We start from the raw sequence: 19,020 nt of genomic DNA, 5'->3' as shown, positions 1-19,020 counted from the left end.
TTTTGGTGTGCTTAAAGTAAATGATGAGTATGAACAGACCCGTTAGGCCATATATCAAAAGCATCTGCCACCTGTATCCCTCGACCACTAACTGAACCACAAACAAAATACTGCTTCCAATGCCGAGAGCCAAACCAGTTTTCTTTACATTTCTTTTAACAAAAAATAAATCGATTAACAAAACGAAACAAGATAACGTTAAAAGTAATTCAAATAATCTCATTCAGAATCCCCACTTTTCTCAATAGATCCCACTTCATCAAGTGTTTGATCTGTGTATTGATCTGCCTCCTAGAAAATAATACTTACTAATCGTGTACTGCTCATGACATCCATATGAATAGAACATGAACAACTAAAAAAAGCTACGTTTCACATACAAGCGAACTTGTACATGAACGTAGCAAAGAACCACACAAAAAGAAGTTGACTAGCCTGCCGTCGGTGGACTAATTGGCAAGCTTACTATAAATGTTGTTCCTTGGCCCATTTTACTCTCCAACGCGATATCCCCTTTATGTAACGAAATAATCTGTTTCACGATCGCAAGCCCCATCCCGCTACCATCATATTTCCGACTATGGGAACGATCGGCCTTGAAGAAGCGCTCAAATACACGCTTTTGATCTTCGAGAGGAATACCAATTCCCTCATCCGTTATATATGCTGTTACAGTCCTGACATCCCGTTCCATCCTGACGTGAATTACGCCTTTATTCTCTGAAAACTTAATCGCATTGCTGAGAATATTCGTCCATACCTGATTCAACTGATCGTGATCTGCGATGACTTGAACCTTCTGTAAATCCAGCTCAAAACGAATATCCCGAGCGGACCATTGGGGCTGTAATGCAACGATAACCCTTCGGATCTGTTCATCAAGATCACGCGTGGCGAGTTGCAGCTGATGAGATTGTGATTCGAGCATGCTGAGCTTAAGCAAATTATCACTCATTTTAGACATGCGTTTCGCCTCAGAAATAATAATGTCGAGATACCGTCCTCGTTCCTGATCCGGTAACTCTACATTTTTCAAAGCCTGAGCATAGCCTGATATGGAAGTAAGTGGTGATTGTACCTCGTGTGAGACGTTGGCTACAAACTCTCTTCTCATCTGCTCCAGTTGCTGTAGATCCTTCATCATATCTTCGAAACTGCGAGCGAGCGTGCCCAGTTCACTAGATTGCTTAATATTCAGTTTTACATTGAAATCACCTGCTGCGATACGTTTGGTTGCCTGGGTTAATTTTTTGATGGGTCTAACCAAAAACATGGAAGCAATCAGAATGATCAGACTTCCGGCGGCCAGAGACGAGGTGGCAAAGATTGTACCCCATTGAATCACAGCAGCGGCAGCAGGCGGCGACAGCGTCTCCAGAAACATGGCTCGAGTCCCACCAGCAGTCTGGACTGGCAATCCCAGTAGAACTGTACCAAGACCATTCGGAGTCGCCTCCACCACGGCTCCTCCAAGTACTTTCTGAAGCTGCTCTTTCGTCACTGAAATCGGCTTATGATCTATAGCCTTTCCGTACGTTTGGAATTGTCCTGACGGCTCATACATCCGAATATAGTAAAGATCGAGCTGCTTCATGTTGTTGACGAATGCATCCGCTTCGGAGAGTGGAAGCGTTTTGTATATCTGTACAACATCCTGACCGAAATTGCGTATGTTGATATGTGAATTCTCATTGAGCTGATCTTCAAAAATCCAGGTGGATAAGAGGAAAGCAATTACGGTCCCGGCAATCACAGAAATGAGAAAAGTCACAACAACCCGGATATACAAAGACTTAATCATGCTTGACCTCTAACCGATATCCTAAACCACGAACCGTTTCAATCTGAAAATCAGGCGTCGTCGCAAACCGTTCACGCAAACGTTTGATATGTACGTCCACTGTCCGATCATCCCCTGTGTAATCCAGCCCCCAGATCTGATCGATCAATTGCTCTCGTGTATAGACCTGCCCCGGTGTTCCGGCCAGCTTGTATAACAATTCAAATTCCTTGAGTGGCAAAGTTAACGACTCTGTACCCAGAATAACTTTGTAACTCTGACGATCCAGCGTCACGTCTCCAAATTGAATCATATGAGTGGAGCCAATCTTGTACCGTTTTAGCAGAGCTTTCACACGTACAGTTAACTCCAACGGGTCAAATGGTTTCGTTAAATAATCATCTGTGCCCAGTTCGAAACCTTTTACCTTTTCCCATGTCTCACCTCTAGCTGTCAACATAAGTAAGGGTAGGTCTGCGTTCAACTGTCTCAATTCTCTGCACAACGCCCACCCGTCCATCACTGGCATCATAATATCCAGCACCACCAGATCAATGTGACGTTCCTTGTATAACGTGAGCGCCTGATGGCCGTCCACTGCCTCTACGGTGTCGAATCCGTCATTTCGCAAAAACAAGCAGACCAGCTCACGAATATTCGCATCATCGTCTGCAACTAATATGGTAGCCATATGCTTCTCCTTCGGCAACATTATACGAATTGTTATGCATTTATATCGCCAGTTCGTTAATTTAGTGAATCCTCAATCTTTGCAATCTCATTCGATCCTCTTTGCTTATTCCACATCCGTCAGAGATATCGTGAACATCGTATGTTTTTTCATCACTCCTTGAATAGGTACATCGTGTGTGCCACTTTCCTGGAAGCCTGCTTTCAAAAGCACACGAATGGAGCCGATGTTGTCTGGAACAGCACCAGCTTCAACATGCGTAATGCTCATCTCATGTTTGGCATATTGAAGCACACGTTTCAACGCCTCGCTCATATACCCTTTACCGTGATGTTGCCGATCGGTTGCGTAACCTATCACCCATTTATCTGCACCGTTCAGTTCAATTCGAAATAATGAAATTTCGCCCACCAGTTCATCGGTATCTTTAAGAAAAATGCCAAAAGAATGTCTTGTTCCTTCTTTTCTTAGCGCAAGCCATTTCTCAATCAGACGGGTCTGTCCCTCCAGACTATAAAATGCCTCATCTCGATGACCAGAAGAAGTCCTCTCTATATCTTCTCTATTGCCCATTTGAAACTCCTGAAGCAACGTAGCATCTTCTAACGTCCAAGCTCTGATATAAATTCGTTCCGCCTCATATTTCATCTCAAGTTACTCCTTAGAAGTTCAGTTAAAGTCATCTGAAAACAACCTAATCTACTAGTTCATCCAATGTGTTCTCCAGCTCTTCGAGCCGAGTTGACAGCATATTGACATGTTCTTTCGCGTCAGCAATCTTTTTCTGTAAATCCTTAATCTGCACGTTCTCTGCGACTTGTTCATACTGCTTCAGTTTTTCAACAGCTACGACGCGTTCTTCTTTGAATTGATCAATCTGCTGTTCCAGATACAATACTTCCGACAGGCTGGCTCCGCCTGATAAACGCTGTGAATACGTCATTTGCTCACCTCATTCATGCGTATGTTATTCTGCCTTCGACTCGATCGCTTTACTTACATCATACGCGTCCATGTTGATATCCGGTGCCAAGTCTAAAGCCAATTTGGCAAGCTGACTACCAATATAAGGCCCCATGGTTAGACCAGAAGCACCCAATCCATTAGCTGTAATCAGACCTGACCATCCCGGGACATGTCCCATAACGGGTAAAAATCCTGGGGTAAATGGGCGAAACCCGACACGAACCTCATCAAGTGTGCTGTCTGCAAGCTCAGGTGCCAGTTCTAGTCCCTTGTTCAACACTTCTTGCATGCCTCCGGCAGTAATTCGTGTATCGTAACCGTGAACATCATTTTCATGTGTGGCGCCAATAACTATTTTCTGTTCTGCAAACGCAAGTAAATACTGATCAGTAGGCGGCATGATAACAGGCCAATCTTCTGTATTTTGCTGATTAGAAGTACGCAAATGCACAATCTGACCCTTCTGATAATGGACGTTAAAATGAATCCCCAGTGGTCTCATTAACTCATTCGCCCACGCACCTGCACACACAACCACCCGATCCGCGACATAATGCTTCGATTGCACTTCAACGCCAGTTACTTGCTCATCCTCATAGAGTACTCTGGCTTCTCCCTCAATCAGACGAGCGCCGTGCCGCTGTGCAGAGCGGATCAATGCATCACGCAGCGCTCTTCCATCCACACGCGCAGCACCGCTGATGTGTACAGATGAATAACCTTCCCCAAGTAAAGGGAACCGTTCACGGGTTTCATTTTCATCCAGACATGTGATTGTACCAATCTCAGGCGCATCTTCTCTGCGCAACTTGGCACGCTCCGCCATTTTGTTAATCTTCTCCTGATCCGTATGTATGCTGAGTGCGCCTGTCTGTGCATACCCCGTCTCGGTTTCCCCGGTACGTTCTAATTCAGTTATAAGCTCAGGGTAATAACGAGCACCTGCCTTGGCTAGCTGATACCAATCCTGATTCCGACGCTGAGACAACCAAGGACAGATGATACCAGCAGCCGCATCCGTGGCCTGCCCTGCATCTTTCCGATCGATAAGAAGCACTTCTGCTCCTGATTTTGCTAAATGATAGGCTGTTGATGCTCCTAATATGCCCGCTCCGACTACGATGACTTTTTTCATACGAGTATTCCTTTCCTTCGTCCATTCATCTATATAGCGTACCCTTTTTGACATTCTGTTGGCAAGCTGTGGCACCTGGATACCGCGGATACCGTTTTCGGTAAAATACAAAGCTAAGATGTCGACACATTTAAAATAATTCCATTTATGTAATATAATTCTTTTCAGGTTTCTTTCATGCTCTAATCATGCTACCTGCACAAGACCTTTTAACGAAAAGAGGAATTATTCAACGATGCTGAAACCTAACATGGGAAATCTGCTAGTGCCCGATATGCCTCTCATGATTACTGGGCAAAACCGGTTAACCGTTAATGAATTAATGGATTGGAGCGACCATTCACGGGATTACACCATTGTACAATGCATCGGCGGAACAGGGAGAATCGCTGCCAAAAATCTCGAGCTTTCTGTTCGGAAAGGAACAGCGCTTATCATGTTTCCTGAAGTTCCCTACCGTTATAACAATTCAAGTAACTCATTACAGTTTGATTGTTTGTCGTTTAATGGCTACATTTTGCCGCGTTTCCTGCACTCCTTGCAGATCGGGGAACTGCGCGCCTTCAAACCGGAAGGCATACTTGGCCTCCTGTTACGTGAGATCACACTGGCGCTACAGTCCCGTCACAAGGATTATATCTGGCATGGTTCTACACTGCTCTATACTCTTTTGGTTCGTTTAACCATTGAGAGTGAACGCTACAGCAAGGTTGAGCGCTCTGAGGCTCGGCTGCGTCTGACAGAGCTTGTTGCTTTTATCAAAGAAAACTATCAACAAGATCTCTCCCTCTCCCTACTCGCGGATCAGATGAATGTGACCGAGCAACATCTGAACCGCATCTTTAAAAAAGAGTTCCATATGACTCCACTCGATTACCTGGTTCGCTATCGCTTGCTTAAGGCAAAGGAGATGCTTGTGCAGCAAGAGGATATCACCGCACATGAGATTGCAAAAGCCGTCGGTTTTAACAGTGCCAGTTATTTCGGTTCCGTGTTCAAAAAATATGAAGGCATCTCACCCATTGAACTGCGCAAAAAGTTTCAGAGATAAAAAATCATATCTTCATCTCAGCCAGCGAGGATAACCGCCGTTCATGCATGGTGAATTCCAAACCGCGTGTTACCTCGTTCGGCACGATATAACAACGGATACCTGCGGCATTTGCTGCCTTTAGTCCATTGGGAGAATCCTCAAAAACAATCGCTTCATCTGCCTCCACACCAAGTTTCTGCAGCGTCAGCAGGTACAGCTCCGGGTCAGGTTTCACCCGTTTCACATCATCCGAAGTATGAATGACTTCAAAATAATCAAACAACCCAAGCTTTTGCAAGTACCCGTGTACCCAATCACGAGTGGAGCTCGAAGCAACCGCAAGCCGAATTCCCTTCTCCCGAGCAGCGTCCAGCAATTCAAGTACGCCCGGGAGTATGCCTGCTTGTCCCAAATATGCTTCGTACTTCTGTTCAGAGAGCAAGCGGACTTGCTCATGATTGATCTCTTTTTGCAACATCTGCTCCAGATATCGATACGGATGAAATTCCTCGAAGGAGGTGCCTACGTTTTTAGACCAAAGCTCAAGTCCCAGCTCCACACCATGCTCTTCATAAATATCACGAAAAGCATAATACCAAGGCGTTTCTGTATCGACAATCAGGCCGTCAAAATCAAATATAAATGCTTTTAACTTCTGTACCATTGTTCTATTCCTCTCTCTCAGCCATCGCTGGAGAAACGGATCAGAAGCGTGCAGTCAAATCCGGCTGGGTCATGCTTACGGATAAAAAGTGACAAGTGCAACCCGTGCCGGTCGGTGACTGAGCAACAACTCCAGCTCGAAGCTCTCCATCCATCGGCATGCCAAAGTATCGAATTAACTTCCATTCTTCCCCATCGGGAGAGTAAAAGAAGGACAGACATCCCTCCACTTTTCGTATACGCAGGTAAGGATCTGACACAGGCACCTCTGTCGAGTTACAATCATCGGATGAACCATCGCGTGTAACAACAGATACGATCGTTGCGGCCTTACCATCATATTCAAAACACAGTTTGCACCAGTTACGTTCGTCGACCATCACCATCAAACATCCGGAATCATACTGATGCTTCATCTCTACCGTCAGCTGTGCAGTCATTTCGAAATCACCAGCGACGGGCATCGACAAGAATGGAGCGGTCGCTCGAATATGTTTGCCTGCCGGGTCTTGGAAAAAATCCGAGTCGGCTTGCGCCTCTATGATCAGTCCACCTTGATCCGTATATGACCAGTTGTGCGGCTCATTGATCCAGCTCATTTTCTCCCTTGCTTCCGTTGTCATTACATTCATCATTCAAAACCTCCCAAGGATTGTGCTAATAACTGTATTTTACCGTTTTATATATTCGGCAACATACAGAAAAGCCCTTCTTCTACATATTTTTGTAAGATTCCATCACTTGGGGGCGTTGCGGTGGATCATGTAAAAACAACATAATAATCATCAAGAAAATATACAGTGCAAGAATAACGCCGAACAGAAGGACCGGATGATAATGATACAGCAACCCGGTTAGATACCCGGAAGGTATTGCTGTTAACGTCATAACCGTCTGTACAGCCGAGAACATATCCGCCTTCTCATGCGTGCCCAGTCGGTTCATCAGTAATGAATCACGGTACGTTTGCAGAATGAAGTTCCCGGCAGCAAGTACAATAAGGGTAAGAAACAGCATCGCTATATTACCGGCCGGAATCAGAAGAAATAACACAGCACCCGCGGTACTGAGCACAATGGAGAAGCTAACATACTTCTCTTCCGATCTCTGCTTCAAGCGCGGAAGAATAACAAGATAGAGCAGCATGACGGTAACCGCTGTCACGACCGGAACAAACGAGATCACTCGATCACCAAAGCTTAACTGCTCTTTAAAATAGATGACCTGAAAGAAGTTTAACTGTAGAACCAGATTGGACAATACCGTAATTAAAATAATCGGAAATAACCTGCGCTTATAGAACGACCTTCCAAACAGACGAAGGCTGGTGACGAGGCTGCGAAATACATGCGTTTTGCTGTGTATGCCCATCAATTCCTTGCCAACCTCAGTCTCTTCCGTGTAGCGATTACGAATAAAAAACATCGCTGTCATCAACAGCCCGCCCACAAAATAAATGCTTGCTAGCGTAGGCGCGATGCCAAAGTCTGCAATTACAACTCCCGCAATCGGTGTAAGCACTCCCGCTCCGGTAATAATCATGTTCAGCATGGCGAACACCTTGGATCGTTTATGTTCTTCTACGTCTTCAATGATCAGACAATTGAAAGACACCGTGACAAACTTTGATGTCGCATTGAGCAAATAAGCCATGAGAAACAGCCAGAAATTTTGTGAAAATGCCCAGATGAACATGGGTACACTCCAGGCGAGTAAATCAAAGATCAGTGTCGTTCGTTTACGTCCCAGCTTATTAGTCACTGACCCTGCAAATAGTTGAAAAATGAAGGCAAAATACAGATTCACCGAATTAATGATGCCTATCTCAATGTCGGACAAACCGGCCTCTTTCATATACAAAGGAGCGTAAAACAAAACAATCGTTCCCGGAATGGCCCACACCGGCTCAAGTAAAATAGAATACCGCGGATTTCTCGGCAAATCCCGAAGCAGTTTCACTCCATATCCCTTCTTTCTCTCTGCGGATCGCTCCGCTGTAATCTGCAAGATCCAATTGAGAACACATCTCACTTGTGCTTAACGCCCTATACCTCACTGGTCACAGCGGAGAACCCCACAATGTCTACATTATTACAGAATCAATGCGGTCTTCACCGAATTCATCGGCAACTTCTCCCCGCTTCGCAGGTCATAACCGATGGTGCCATTGAAAGCCTGCTCATAGTCCGTCAAAAATTCTTTGGCTGTTACCATCTGCTCTAGCTCAGGAATGCTTTGCGCGAATTTCAACGCCGTGCTGATCATGGAGTGTACAGCTACCGCACCAATAATACTGAGTCCATCGTTAATGACATGGGTTGATTTAAAAGTTACTTCGTAACTGTCGTCATACCCCATCGGAATGATCCGGCCGCCTTTAGCAATCATCTCAAACCCGACATGAAGCTGATTCCCTACAGCATCGACAACGATATCAAACTTTTTGTTATTGTTGATCTCATATACTTTGTCCAGTGTTAGATCCTGCGGATAGTAGACATAATCAGCGATCCCTTCTGCGAATTGTTTGCGATAAGGATCAATCTCAGTTCCCACCGTAAGTCTTGCCAGTCGTTTGCTCACCAGCTGGCACAGCGAACCAATGGCGCCTGACCCCAGCACGAGTACAGAGTCACTCGGCTTCACGCCTGCTTTCATGAATGTTTGCAACACACAACCCAGAGGTTCAATCATCATGGCCGCTTCCCAGCTCATGGAATCGGGAATCGGATAGATGTATTTTTCATCTCCCACAAAGTATTCGGCAAACGTTCCGTGTGTGGTCATTCCTACTTGGTAGTCATCGAAATTTTCACAGTAAATGAACAAGCCTTCGCGGCAATACGAGCAGTGTCCGCAAGATTGCGTCGGGTCCACGAGAACCCGATCTCCTACGCGAATACCCCGTACTTCATCTCCCACCTCGACCACAGTCCCTACACCCTCGTGACCGATAACGGTTCCTTTGTTTGCTGGGACTTTACCTTTAACAATGTTCAAATCTGTTCCACAGATCCCTGATCCATAGATTTTCACTTTGACCTGATTCGGTCTTTGAATGCTGGGCTCCTCAATCTCTTGTAGCTCCACCTGTTTCAAATCTTGATATACGAGTGCTTTCATGAGATATCCTCCTGGTCATATCATAAATTTTCGTGTTACTTTCCTTACAGATTGGCATATTTCAGATGTTCAAGCTTCTGCATTTCTTTCCAGTCCGACAAGATCTGAAGCAGTGCATCCTCCACCCAAATCAATTCCTCCCGCGTATGCGTATCCGAGAAAATAAAGTAACCTTTGGTGAAAATGCCGTAATGAGCCATCTTCTTCACCATAAATTCGCGGAACGGGTCCGTCTGAAAATTTTGCTCATCTAGGGACTGAATGTAAAAGCTCGCGTAGGTTCCCTTTAAGGCTAATTGTTCCGTGAGACCAAGCAGCACAAGTTCCGATTCCAGTCGTTTCATGATCCGCGTAGCGGGTTCACGCCAAGTAGGCCAAACTTTTGAATTTTTAATTAACCTTTCGCAAGCAATAGCCGCCGCAAGTGCTGTTGTCTCGCTGGAATGCGCATTGCTAAATCGCACCTGTCCTGCAAGGGACATGAGATGCTCTGGCCCCATTACTGCTGCAAGCGGAAGTCCGTTGGCCATGCCCTTGGAAATGCAGAGCAAGTCCGGCCAGATGTCATACTCTCCTGCAGTCGCCTGTTTGCCCATTCGTATTCCCGAAGTAACCTCGTCGAAGATAATAATGATGTCCAGAGAGCGGCATAAATTCACTACCTTCTCCAGTTCTTCTTTATTCCACTCGTTGGGGCACAAGACAATACAAGCGATATCATCCATAGATGAAGTGTGTCCCCGAATGTTAGTATAGGAAGGCTTATTCACCCAAATCGTGGAACGCTCAATATCCACCGGAATGCCGCGTTCTTTGGTCTGGCTGCCGTAATAACCATATGCGGACCAGTCATGCCACCCGTGGTAAGCTGTTGCAATGACCTTGCTTTTACCACTTCCCGCACGGGCCAGCCGCACCGCTCCACTTACTGCGTCTGCACCGCTCTTGGTGAAGCGCAGGGACGGATAACGTCCCTCGAACCGCTCCAGAATTAACTCGGCACACTCCAGTTCAATATCCGCTGGAAGTGAAAAGCCTGTCCCTTTTTTCAACTGATGAATGACCGTAAGCTGAATTTCTCGTCTGGCATGCCCCCAAGGAACCGTGCCCATGGCCATCTCACAATCCAGCCATTCATTACCGTCAATATCTGTGAATCGGGAATGATATGCTTCCGCACAGCAGACCGGGGTATGTCCCGGAAATAAGCGTTCTGGCGCTTTGGCTAGTGTACTGCACCCGCTCGGAATAACTTTTTCAACCTTCTCCAGCCACTCCAGATTTTGAGTAAATCTTGCGGCACGATCCAGCGTGATTTTTTCATCGCTCACTTTGAAGTACCTCCCTAAGGCTTAATAGTGGTGTATCACAACCTGAATGATTAAGTCATCGCACTTTCGTGCCCGGCCAACATCCATCATAGATGCGATCCATCGTAATCACGTTACCGTAGAGGTCAATAATTAGATCCTTGGCTCTATGGGCATGCCTCATTTCGATCCAATAGCGGTTCTCCAACAATCGGGTGAAGTTGTCCACCAGAAACAGCAACCGATTTTCGCTATGAATTAACTCCTTGCCTAATACTTGGGGTAGCCATATGGCTCCATTCGAGTTAAAGCGGTTGGAGTAGTCTCGCACGTCGGCAAGGGGCGCGATACCTGCCTCGTCAAGCTTGCTCCAGAACGTGTCCGCATCACTTCGAACCTCGGCAAGATCGATACCGATCATTGGCAGATGCTCGTATTCGCGTTGATGATGCAATTGCTCCTTGAGATGACTGAATACGAAGGGCCATACATCGGCTTCGATCTGACTTCCCCACTTTTTCCAAAATCGTGCCAGATTGTTCTTGCGGTTAAAATTGCGATGAATGCCGCTGCTGCGTTCCCAGTGATAGGCTTGAATATTAGGGTTAATAACCGTATCATAACCCGCTTCTCTGGCGCGCATCTGATAATCAAAATCTTCATATCCGTTGAAAAACTTTTCATCCAGGCCGCCAATCGTCTCATAAACTTCCCGTTTCATGCCAAACATCGCAAATACAACAAGCTGCACAGAGAATGTCTCCTTCGGGATATCATCCGGGGATGCGTTCAGAAAAAGATGGCGTCCAATCGAGTCAGCAAAGGCGATACCACAATGCTGCACACCGCCAGTCTGCGGATATAACAGTACGCCTCCGATCATACCGATCGTAATATCCGTGTCGAGCGTCTCCTTCATCATCGTTTGCCAGTGGGGCTGCAATATCGTGTCGGAGTCGAGGAAAAAGATATATTCTCCCTTAGCAAGATTCAGGGCGCTGTTAATGGATACGGCGCAGCCAAGTGGAAAGTCATGCTGAAGAATATCAATGGTCACACCTTCTCCAACCTCTTGTTTGAGTTTATCCAGGTGCTGGAAGACGGCAGAGCCAGATCCGTCGTTGATAAAAATAATTTGTGTTGATGGGACGACTGTTCGAAGCAGCGAGTCTGTAAACAGGTTCAGAATGTTATAGTCCTGATTGACCGGTACAATAATGGTATAAAGCATACAATTCCTCCTCATGAAGTTAATTTTGATGGAACCCGTTGGCCAAGATTATGAATATGTGCAAGATATAACTACTTGTTCTCTGTCGTCCTCCTCCACTCAAACTTTGTCTTAATTTGGTAATGATTTGAATCTAATAGAAATTTATATCATTTTTTGGAAGTTTTAAATCTTAAATTCTGAACTCTATTAATATCTGAATCTCTTTAAAAATCAAAAAAACTCTCGAGGGGCCCCTCGCATCTAATGCGACAAACCGATCAAGAGTTTTTAGAAGTTGCTCTTCATTTATTAAATACGCCAATAATTGCTTAACTTTATGCCTTTGCAGGCAACCAATCGGACTCTTTGGCACCCAGATTCGTGATGAATTGCTGCAGTGCATGTGATATCCATTTGCGGGCATGAATTACTAACTGAATTTCCAATGTAAAATCAGTATGAACTAGAGGCAGTACAGTAAGCTTCTGTCTTTGGATCTCATCCATGGCAATCATACGAGGTAAAAGCGAGATGCCCGGACCAGCCATAATACTTCGTTTAATGGCCTCAGGACTTCCCAGCTCAAGTCCCACTTTGTAGGGAATAGCGTTGGTTCTAAGCACTTTCTCCAGCAACTGCCTGTAATTGCATGAATCCTCCGGCATGATCCATTCTTCATCGGCTAAATCACTCAATGTTACCTCGGATTTAGCTGTAAGTGGATGGTCTGAATTCACGATGAGTACCAGCGGTTCCTCGCGAATCGTAATCCATTGTAATCCGGATTCCGGTGAAGCATTGGCCAGAATAAGACCCACGTCTGCCTCCCCTTCTCTGACTTTTTGTAGAATCAGATCTTCCCGATCGGTCTGTAGCCGAATGCCGAGCTCGGGATATTGTTTACGTGTCGTTTGAATGGGCACCGGCAGATAATAAGAAGCAAGCGAGTCCATCGTAGCAATGGTAAGTGATCCGCCGCCCTGTTTGGTCAGCTTCTCCTGAGAATGTTCAAATATCTCCAGAAGCTGTCCAGACAACTTAAACAGCTCTTCTCCAGCCGAAGTCAGCCGGATTTTATTGTTATTAAAACGTTCGAATAGTTTGACCTGATAAATTTTCTCCAGCTTTTGAATCTGGGTTGTCACACTTGACTGCGCGTAACCAAGCTCTTCGGCTGCTTTGGTAAAGCTTTGCCTCAATGCCACCTCACGAAAGGTTTGAAAATAATTCAAATCCATCATTTATTCCCTCACATCATCGAAATTATTGATAACACCTATCATCTATTATAGCTAACTATGATACCTTTTCCCATGGTAAAGTGAATGAAATGGAATTCCAACATACATTTGGGGGTAATACGATGTTAACCGAACAACAGATTCAAGGTATTTATATACCTGTAATCACACCTTTTACCAAAGAACGCGAACTTGATCTTCCTTCGTTCCAAAATTACATCAAAGTTATGGCTAACAGTGGCATTCATGGCTTGGTGATTAATGGTACGACTGGAGAGTCACCTACCGTGACATGGGATGAAGTGGAACAGCTTGTGAAGGCCGCGAAGGAAACTCTGAGCAGCATCAACTCCTCCGTACCCATTATGGTTGGAACTGGAACCAATGATACCGCTTCAACGGTAGCAAGAACAAAGAAAGCTGCCGCACTCGGAGCCGATGCTGTTCTTGTCGTTACTCCATACTATAACAGACCCACGGAAGAGGGCATTTACGAGCACTTCCGCATGGCAGCCAGCGTGGGCATACCCGTGATGGTATACGAAATCCCAGCCCGTACAGGGGTTAGAGTTTCCATAGATATGATGAAAAAAATTATGAACATCGATGGTGTTATTGGTCTTAAGGATAGCACAAATAACCTCGATCTTATGACCGAACTGGTACGTTGCGGCTCGAAGCCCATTTTGTGTGGAGATGATACCTTCTTCTTCGATATGTTAACGAGAGGTGCAGCCGGCGGCATGATGGCATCGGCTAGTATTAATCCAGAGCGTTTCCTGGAAGTGTATAACCGTTTTGTGGCTGATGAAAAAGAAGATGCCTACCGTCTCTATACGCAGTTGCTTCCGTTCATTAAAAATCTCTTCGAAGAGCCTGCGCCTGCCATGCTGAAACATCTGCTTGCACAGCAAGGCATTATCGCTTCTGCACAGCTGCGCCTGCCTCTCATGCCAGCATCTGAACAATTAAAAGCAAAGATTGCACTGTAAATTAAGCGGAACACCTCTATAGAACATAGCCACAGATAGCCATAGGTCGAAATATAAAAAGCCGCAGTTTCATCTGCGGCTTTTGCTGTGCACTTGTTTAACACTCCATAGAAGCAACAACGTAAAAATGCTTGATATCCTGCTTCTTTTTCAGCTCATCTCGTAACAAAACCGTGATAGAACGTGTCCACAACAAGTGCAGGCGCAGCATTTCTGGCGATATTGCCATGGATCACTTGTTGCCACGTCAAGAAAAGAATTGAATACAGAACATCTACAATCCACGTTTTGTCCACATCCGAACGAAAAAAGCCTTTTTCTTGAAGTATACCAATGGCATGAAGCACCGGTTGTCTCAGCTTCTGATCGGCCCCTTCAATCTCGGCATTATAATTGACGGTTGCATCGTGAGCCAGAAAATATATCTTATCCCCAAGTGGAATTAGCGCTTCAATCAGCTCCGGGATATAGTGTTCAACCCGCTCCTCATCGAGCTTAACGTGTTGCAACGTCTCGTTAACAACATCAATTGCACGCATCGCCAAGTGAATCATCAGTTGCTCACGGCTCTCCACATATCGATGTAATGTGGCAATTCCGATGTTCGCGGCTTCAGCAATGTCGTTCATCGACGCATTGGGCTTCTCGATCAGTAATTTTGTGGCTTCATCCAGAATGGCAAGCATTCGATTTTGCTTAAATGTTAACTTCTCATTTTTCATCTCTAACGGCACCTCGGAACGAATAGACTATTACTTTTTATTTTGGTCATAGGTACGTGACTTTGGTTCTTTTTCTGATTAGTCAAAAGTGATGATGTCCATTTCAAATCAGAGGTAAAACTAGTCCACTTTCGCTCCATAGGAGCGTGCAATCAGAACGGCCTGTTCGCGATCCATTCGCACCCCTTTCAGATCTAGAGATTTCAGATCAATGCCATCCAAAATGGCCCCCCGCAAATCCGCACCCTGTAGCTTCACCTTACTCATGGATACTCTCGTGAGGTCACAATCACGCAAATCCGCTTTGCTTAAATCGGATTCAGCCAGATCCGCTTCAAAAAAACGAATCCCTCGCAAATCTTGTCTCCCAAGTCGCGTATATCTCAGATTGGTATAAGACCAATCTCCTTTGACAAGTGTAATGCCGTCCATCTGGGCACCGGAAAAATCCGATCCCGTCATCTTGCAAGCTGTAAATTTGGAAGCAAACAGGTTGGCACCCCCAAACAGGCAATTCTCAAATGCAGACTCCGTATGTATGGAACCATTCATGGATGCCCCTTTGAAATCACATTCAATAAAACGGCAATGGCTTGTTTCGACTTCTTCCATGGAGGCATTCATGAACGTGCAATGCTTGAACACACAGCTAATTAGCTCGCCGTAACGCAAATCCCGTCCCTCAAAGTGAACGCCCTCATATTCCTGATCCTTATATTGATACATGGATTACACCTCATTTGGTATCGTGTTAACGTCGTAGTCATTTAAATAATAACTCATCCTACTATACCATATGAGATCACTTCATTCAGTGAAGTGCTTTCGACATTCGATACATGGATACAGCAGGTTTACTGATCACTCCCACTTTGTTGTACCCCAGACGTTCATAGAGCTTGATTGCACCTGCATTCTCCTGTTTGACGGTTAAGGAAGACTTTGCAAACCCTTGCAGAAGCGCCTGTTTCTCCGCATGACGGATCAATTCTGTCCCGATCCCAAGCCCCCTGCTTTCTGGTAGAGCAGCAATAATTCCGATGTGATATTCATCGTTCTCTGCCTCTTTTAACGTCACCATCGTATAAAACTCCTTCCAGTTACGCAGGTTGTATCCAATCAGCTTCCATTTGTGTATGTCAAACAGCTGTGAGAACGTCGGCCATGCCAGCTTATTCATCAGTGTCGTTGGATAACACATGATCATGCCGAGTGTTTTCCCCTCCCGAACCGCTTCGTAAGCGTACTCGTGACTAAACCGATTATTTCGGGACTTCCAAAGCTTCTGGAAGGTCTTATCTATAACTGCGGGCTCCCTGGAACCCGCCAATGAATATTTCATGTAATCAAGCGCCATCTCCGTTAGTTTTCCTCCGACGGCGGTTTGCGGATTTGCTTTATAAATAGATATTTGGCTCATGGTGATCACTCCTCATGTATGCTTAGTAAGCTCTCTTCTCTTCGATCTTAAGATTTGGACGGATATGCTTCGGATGTCATGCCATCTACAAAAACATTCACCGCTTGAATGGATATCCCAGTAAGATGTTCAACCTGGTCAATGACCTTTTGCTGTAACTCTCTGCAAACCTCGTGTACTTTACTGCCGTAATGAACGATGATTTTCACGTTAATCTCCACGCTATTGTCTACTCTGCGAATGACAATGCCGTTCTGCTGGCTACGGCCGCTCCATATTTTGCTAATACTTTCAACCAATCCAGCCGACATGGAAGAAATTTCGCGGGTAGCACCTGTTATTTTACCGACCATTTTGGAGATGACTTCATCGGATATTTGGATCTGACCTAACGTTTGTTGATTCATCATATGAATCGCCTCCATTTTTTTGATAGTAAATACTATCATTTAATTAAAATATATATCATTCAAGAACTGAATTCAACTATTTCTGCATAAAGCAAAAAAAACCGCATCAATTGCGGTTTTTTGGCTTCTCTATATTAGGTGTTCATTCTATAAAAAGATTCGCTGAAAAGCTAACTTCCGAATTCATTCTGCATTTGATGAGCTACAGGTACTCGTTAAACCAGGCATTCACCTGTTCGAAGCTATCGACTCGAAGAGAAGGTTTTCCACTTTTGAGCAGTGAATGGTTGGAACCCGGGTAACGAATGAGCTTGGTTGTTTTTCCATAACGCTTCAATGTCGTGTACAATTCCTCCGCCTGAGCTACCGGTGTTCGGTAATCCTGTTCCCCGTGCATGATAAGCAACGGAGTTTCGATGTTGTGCGCATGAGCAAGCGGCGATCGAGACCAGAGGTATGCAGCATTCTCCGCAGGATTACCCCCAATAACACCCTCCACGTAAGAAATCCCGATGTCGCTTGTGCCGTACATGGATAACCAGTTGGAGATACAGCGTTGTGTCACAGCTGCTTTGAAACGGTTTGAGTGAGCGACAATCCAGTTGGTCATGACCCCGCCATAACTACCGCCGGCAACACCCAAACGAGATACATCCAGCATTGAATTCGTTGCCAGTGCGTCATCCACAGCTTCCATCAGATCCCGATAATCACCGCCAGCGAAGTCTCCGCGACAAGCTCTGGCGAACTCCTGGCCATAACCTATGCTACCTCTAGGATTAACCCACAATACAGCATAACCTTCTGCGAGAAGTGTCTGCATCTCATGACTGAATGCTCCGGTATACATCGCGTGAGGTCCACCATGAATCTGTAAAATCAAAGGTAACTTACGATCAGATTGCAGTTCATCTTCAATCTGAATTCCGGACGATGGGGTCGTTGCACCCGTAGCTTCAGTCCAATCTGCATCTTTCGTTAAATCAGGCATCGCTAGCCAGCCTTGAATCAGCAAACCATCCGATGAGGTGAATTCCACTCTTGCCGGTACGTTAACCATTCGTTGCCCCATAAATTCATCATTACGATGAGTGAGTCTGACCATTTTACCGCTTTTCATGCCGACGGTGTACAACTCTCCTGGATGCTTATCCGTGAGCGCAGCTACAACCAAAGTCTCTTCATCTGCAGAGATCGTATACTGATAAACATCTTTTTCTCCTGCAGTTGTGATCATTTCGCAGTTTCCATCGGACTGAATTCGGTATACATCGACATTACCGTGATGTGTGCCTAGTACATATACTCCCGGTTGAGAAGATGAACGACTAATGAATGGCGAAGGAGAGGCGCTTGCCGACTTCATATCCCCCAGTGCAGTATTACCGATGTGCATATCTAGCTCAGGTGCGAATAGCCTGGGTATCCCCCGATTCACGGGAAGTGTAAACAGCTGATGATGGCTTCCACTTCCGTATTTACGATCGCTTGCAATCAGAATTAGTTGTTTTCCATCGGCTGTAAAAGAAAATTGGGTGATCTGGAGACTGGAATCCGTAACTTTGAAAGGTTCTTCAACTTTTCCTGAGTTTGCTTCAATGCTGGTCATATACACGTCCGTATGATGAAGCAAATCCGGATCTGATCCTGCTTCTTCTACTTGTTTGGAGATAAAGGCAAGTTTCAGGCTGTCCGGTGACCAGACGGGGGTAGTGATGTTCCATAACCCGGAGGTTATCTGCTTGATAAGTCCACTCTTGATCTCGTAAAGAAACAAATGGCTGTACTGACCATCCCACCAACCAGATCCTTCAGCTTTCGGCGTAGTGCGCTCGTAGACTTTTCCCCGCAATGTCGCTTCTGGTTGCCGGGTTGCTTCATCGTTAGCGTCTTTCGCCGACTCATCGGTTGATAATTGAGCTGAATTCATCTGAGCTTTACTCGTAAACGCAATATACTTCCCATCGGGAGACCAGACGTAACTCATGATTTTACGTTCAGGAGATATGAGCATGGACGGTTCTGTACATTCCGTATGAACAGACCAAAGTCCTTTTCCAGCCTGAGTCGATCGAATAAACGTCAACTTGTTGCCGTCTGGTGACCATGCAGGAGAGGAATCCTTCGTTCCATCCGTCAGCGCTACATCTTCTGTCCCATCCAGCGAAATTCCCCGAATTTGTGTGTTATATTCGTTCTTCGCCCGATCAATCGTTTGTTCAACGTAGGCTACTTGTCCATTTGCACTGATCACCGGCTGACTAATCCAGCGGTAGTGATAGAGATCCTCCGGCGTAATCTGGCTTTTTTTCATATCCATA

At 45.4% G+C, this 19,020-nt stretch carries 19 protein-coding genes; 2 read left to right on the top strand and 17 right to left on the bottom strand.

The window, feature by feature from the left end:
- Window positions 1-430: 430 nt before the first annotated feature.
- The 5 genes from MKY23_RS13545 to MKY23_RS13525 form a co-directional block, all read right to left on the bottom strand.
- Window positions 431-1,801, bottom strand: a complete 1,371-nt coding sequence (locus tag MKY23_RS13545) for a HAMP domain-containing sensor histidine kinase (RefSeq protein WP_339838804.1) — start codon at window positions 1,799-1,801, stop codon at window positions 431-433.
- The gene (locus MKY23_RS13540) at window positions 1,794-2,471 is read right to left on the bottom strand and encodes a response regulator transcription factor (protein WP_090915766.1); all 678 of its coding nucleotides are present in this window, start codon (window positions 2,469-2,471) and stop codon (window positions 1,794-1,796) included. Before MKY23_RS13540 ends, MKY23_RS13545 begins: the two co-directional genes overlap by 8 nt.
- Before the next feature lie 105 nt (window positions 2,472-2,576).
- On the bottom strand, window positions 2,577-3,119 hold the full coding sequence (locus MKY23_RS13535; RefSeq protein WP_339838801.1) for a GNAT family N-acetyltransferase: 543 nt from the start codon (window positions 3,117-3,119) through the stop codon (window positions 2,577-2,579).
- Between the two features lie 46 nt (window positions 3,120-3,165).
- Window positions 3,166-3,414, bottom strand: coding sequence for a hypothetical protein (locus MKY23_RS13530; protein WP_339838799.1), 249 nt, complete (start codon window positions 3,412-3,414; stop codon window positions 3,166-3,168).
- A 24-nt stretch (window positions 3,415-3,438) separates the two neighbouring features.
- A complete protein-coding gene (locus tag MKY23_RS13525) occupies window positions 3,439-4,572 on the bottom strand; it encodes an FAD-dependent oxidoreductase (RefSeq protein WP_339838796.1) in 1,134 nt (377 codons plus the stop codon).
- 235 nt (window positions 4,573-4,807) lie between these two features.
- Here MKY23_RS13525 and MKY23_RS13520 point away from each other — a divergent pair, with 235 nt between their 5' ends.
- The gene (locus MKY23_RS13520; protein ID WP_154958661.1) at window positions 4,808-5,623 is read left to right on the top strand and encodes an AraC family transcriptional regulator; all 816 of its coding nucleotides are present in this window, start codon (window positions 4,808-4,810) and stop codon (window positions 5,621-5,623) included.
- 4 nt (window positions 5,624-5,627) lie between these two features.
- Here MKY23_RS13520 and MKY23_RS13515 read toward each other — a convergent pair whose 3' ends face one another.
- The 7 genes from MKY23_RS13515 to MKY23_RS13485 all read right to left on the bottom strand — a co-directional run bounded on the left by MKY23_RS13515 (window position 5,628) and on the right by MKY23_RS13485 (window position 13,155).
- Window positions 5,628-6,269 (bottom strand): HAD family hydrolase, encoded by a 642-nt coding sequence (locus MKY23_RS13515; protein WP_090915761.1) that lies wholly within the window; start codon window positions 6,267-6,269, stop codon window positions 5,628-5,630.
- A gap of 40 nt (window positions 6,270-6,309) precedes the next feature.
- Entirely contained in the window at window positions 6,310-6,903 is a 594-nt protein-coding gene (locus MKY23_RS13510; protein WP_186812302.1) for a DUF1349 domain-containing protein, read from the bottom strand.
- Between the two features lie 79 nt (window positions 6,904-6,982).
- Complete coding sequence (locus tag MKY23_RS13505) at window positions 6,983-8,227, bottom strand: MFS transporter (RefSeq protein WP_339838791.1); 1,245 nt, start codon at window positions 8,225-8,227, stop codon at window positions 6,983-6,985.
- A 132-nt stretch (window positions 8,228-8,359) separates the two neighbouring features.
- Window positions 8,360-9,391 (bottom strand): alcohol dehydrogenase catalytic domain-containing protein, encoded by a 1,032-nt coding sequence (locus MKY23_RS13500; protein ID WP_339838788.1) that lies wholly within the window; start codon window positions 9,389-9,391, stop codon window positions 8,360-8,362.
- Window positions 9,392-9,435: 44 nt separating this feature from the next.
- Entirely contained in the window at window positions 9,436-10,722 is a 1,287-nt protein-coding gene (locus MKY23_RS13495; protein WP_339838785.1) for an aminotransferase class III-fold pyridoxal phosphate-dependent enzyme, read from the bottom strand.
- Window positions 10,723-10,777: 55 nt separating this feature from the next.
- The gene (locus MKY23_RS13490) at window positions 10,778-11,932 is read right to left on the bottom strand and encodes a glycosyltransferase (protein ID WP_186809670.1); all 1,155 of its coding nucleotides are present in this window, start codon (window positions 11,930-11,932) and stop codon (window positions 10,778-10,780) included.
- A 317-nt stretch (window positions 11,933-12,249) separates the two neighbouring features.
- Window positions 12,250-13,155 carry a LysR family transcriptional regulator gene (locus MKY23_RS13485; protein ID WP_318286355.1) on the bottom strand — a complete coding sequence of 302 codons (906 nt, stop codon included), beginning with the start codon at window positions 13,153-13,155 and terminating at the stop codon, window positions 12,250-12,252.
- Window positions 13,156-13,277: 122 nt separating this feature from the next.
- Between MKY23_RS13485 and dapA the strand changes: the two genes are divergently transcribed.
- Entirely contained in the window at window positions 13,278-14,147 is an 870-nt protein-coding gene (gene dapA / locus MKY23_RS13480) for a 4-hydroxy-tetrahydrodipicolinate synthase (RefSeq protein ID WP_090915753.1), read from the top strand.
- Window positions 14,148-14,302: 155 nt separating this feature from the next.
- On the opposite strand, the gene MKY23_RS13475 is transcribed toward dapA, so the two are convergent.
- From MKY23_RS13475 to MKY23_RS13455, 5 genes are all read right to left on the bottom strand, one after another.
- Window positions 14,303-14,869, bottom strand: a complete 567-nt coding sequence (locus MKY23_RS13475) for a helix-turn-helix domain-containing protein (protein WP_090915751.1) — start codon at window positions 14,867-14,869, stop codon at window positions 14,303-14,305.
- 120 nt (window positions 14,870-14,989) lie between these two features.
- Window positions 14,990-15,595 (bottom strand): pentapeptide repeat-containing protein, encoded by a 606-nt coding sequence (locus MKY23_RS13470; RefSeq protein WP_090915749.1) that lies wholly within the window; start codon window positions 15,593-15,595, stop codon window positions 14,990-14,992.
- 85 nt (window positions 15,596-15,680) lie between these two features.
- Window positions 15,681-16,289: a GNAT family N-acetyltransferase gene (locus tag MKY23_RS13465; protein WP_090915747.1), complete on the bottom strand. Its 609-nt coding sequence runs from the start codon at window positions 16,287-16,289 to the stop codon at window positions 15,681-15,683.
- A gap of 47 nt (window positions 16,290-16,336) precedes the next feature.
- Window positions 16,337-16,699 carry an Asp23/Gls24 family envelope stress response protein gene (locus tag MKY23_RS13460; protein WP_339838778.1) on the bottom strand — a complete coding sequence of 121 codons (363 nt, stop codon included), beginning with the start codon at window positions 16,697-16,699 and terminating at the stop codon, window positions 16,337-16,339.
- Window positions 16,700-16,901: 202 nt separating this feature from the next.
- A complete protein-coding gene (locus tag MKY23_RS13455; protein WP_339838775.1) occupies window positions 16,902-19,013 on the bottom strand; it encodes a S9 family peptidase in 2,112 nt (703 codons plus the stop codon).
- Window positions 19,014-19,020: the final 7 nt, after the last annotated feature.

The organism is Paenibacillus sp. FSL R7-0272 (assembly GCF_037969905.1).
Classification (GTDB): Bacteria; Bacillota; Bacilli; order Paenibacillales; family Paenibacillaceae; genus Paenibacillus; species Paenibacillus polysaccharolyticus.
Note: the sequence above shows the minus strand (reverse complement) of the source record. Positions and strands in the feature narration are given on the sequence as shown.